General features: G+C 48.4%; 1 rRNA gene. It reads left to right on the top strand.

Annotated features, from left to right (window positions below):
- Nucleotides 1-1,330: ribosomal RNA gene (locus N5O98_RS27180) — 23S ribosomal RNA — on the top strand; the annotation flags it as partial.

Genomic DNA, 1,330 nt, shown 5'->3' on the forward strand with positions numbered 1-1,330 from the left:
CAGCTAGGATGTTGGCTTGGAAGCAGCCATTCATTTAAAGAGTGCGTAACAGCTCACTAGTCGAGGAGTTTGGCGTGGATAATAATCGGGCATTAAGCAATTTACCGAAGCTATGGGATGTGTAAACATCGGTAGGGGAGCATTCCACTCAGCGTCGAAGGTGAAGCGTGAGCTTTGCTGGAGCGTGTGGAAAAGCAAATGTAGGTATAAGTAACGATAAAGGGGGTGAGAAACCCCCTCGCCGAAAGACTAAGGTTTCCTGATCAACGCTAATCGGATCAGGGTTAGTCGGGTCCTAAGGCTCAGCCGAACGGTGAGGCCGATGGCAGAACAGGTTAATATTCCTGTACTACCTTAAGGAGTGACGTGGAGACGGAGCAGTGATAGCGCCGCGGACTGACGGAATAGTCCGTTGAAGGGTGTAGATGTTGATCTTTGCAGGCAAATCCACAAAGAGAGTCGAACCTGATAGTATGGAACGTTCTTCGGAACAATCCAATAGTGCGTGTAAACATACTCCCAAGAAAATCCGCTAAACTTAATCTTTAAGGTACCCGTACCGCAAACGGACACACGTAGTCGGGTTGAATATACTAAGGCGCTTGAGTGATTCACGGTTAAGGAACTAGGCAAATTGACCCTGTAACTTCGGGATAAAGGGTCCCAACGAGAGTTGGGCGCAGAGAATAGGTCCAGGCAACTGTTTAACAAAAACACAGGGCTGTGCCAAATTGAAAGATTACGTATACAGCCTGACACCTGCCCGGTGCTGGAAGGTTAAGAGGAGATGTCATCGCAAGAGAAGCATTGAATTGAAGCCCCAGTAAACGGCGGCCGTAACTATAACGGTCCTAAGGTAGCGAAATTCCTTGTCGGGTAAGTTCCGACCTGCACGAATGGTGTAATGATCTGGACACTGTCTCAACCGTGAGCTCAGTGAAATTGTAGTATCGGTGAAGATGCCGATTACCCGCGATGGGACGAAAAGACCCCGTGAACCTTTACTATAGCTTAACATTGAATTTGGGTAATTGATGTGTAGGATAGGCCGGAGACTTCGAAGCAGGTACGCCAGTATTTGTGGAGTCGCTGTTGAAATACGGCCCTTTGATTATTTGAGTTCTAACTCGTAGTTGCGAGGACACTGTTTGGTGGGTAGTTTGACTGGGGTGGTCGCCTCCAAAAGTGTAACGGAGGCTTCTAAAGGTGCCCTCAGGACGATTGGTAACCGTCCGTAGAGTGTAATGGCATAAGGGCGCTTGACTGGGAGACAGACAAGTCGATCAGGTAGGAAACTAGAGCATAGTGATCCGGTGTTTCCGCATGGAAG

The sequence above is a fragment of the Bacteroides sp. LFL-34 genome, assembly GCF_027257075.1.
In the GTDB taxonomy this organism is placed as follows: domain Bacteria; phylum Bacteroidota; class Bacteroidia; order Bacteroidales; family Bacteroidaceae; genus Bacteroides; species Bacteroides ovatus.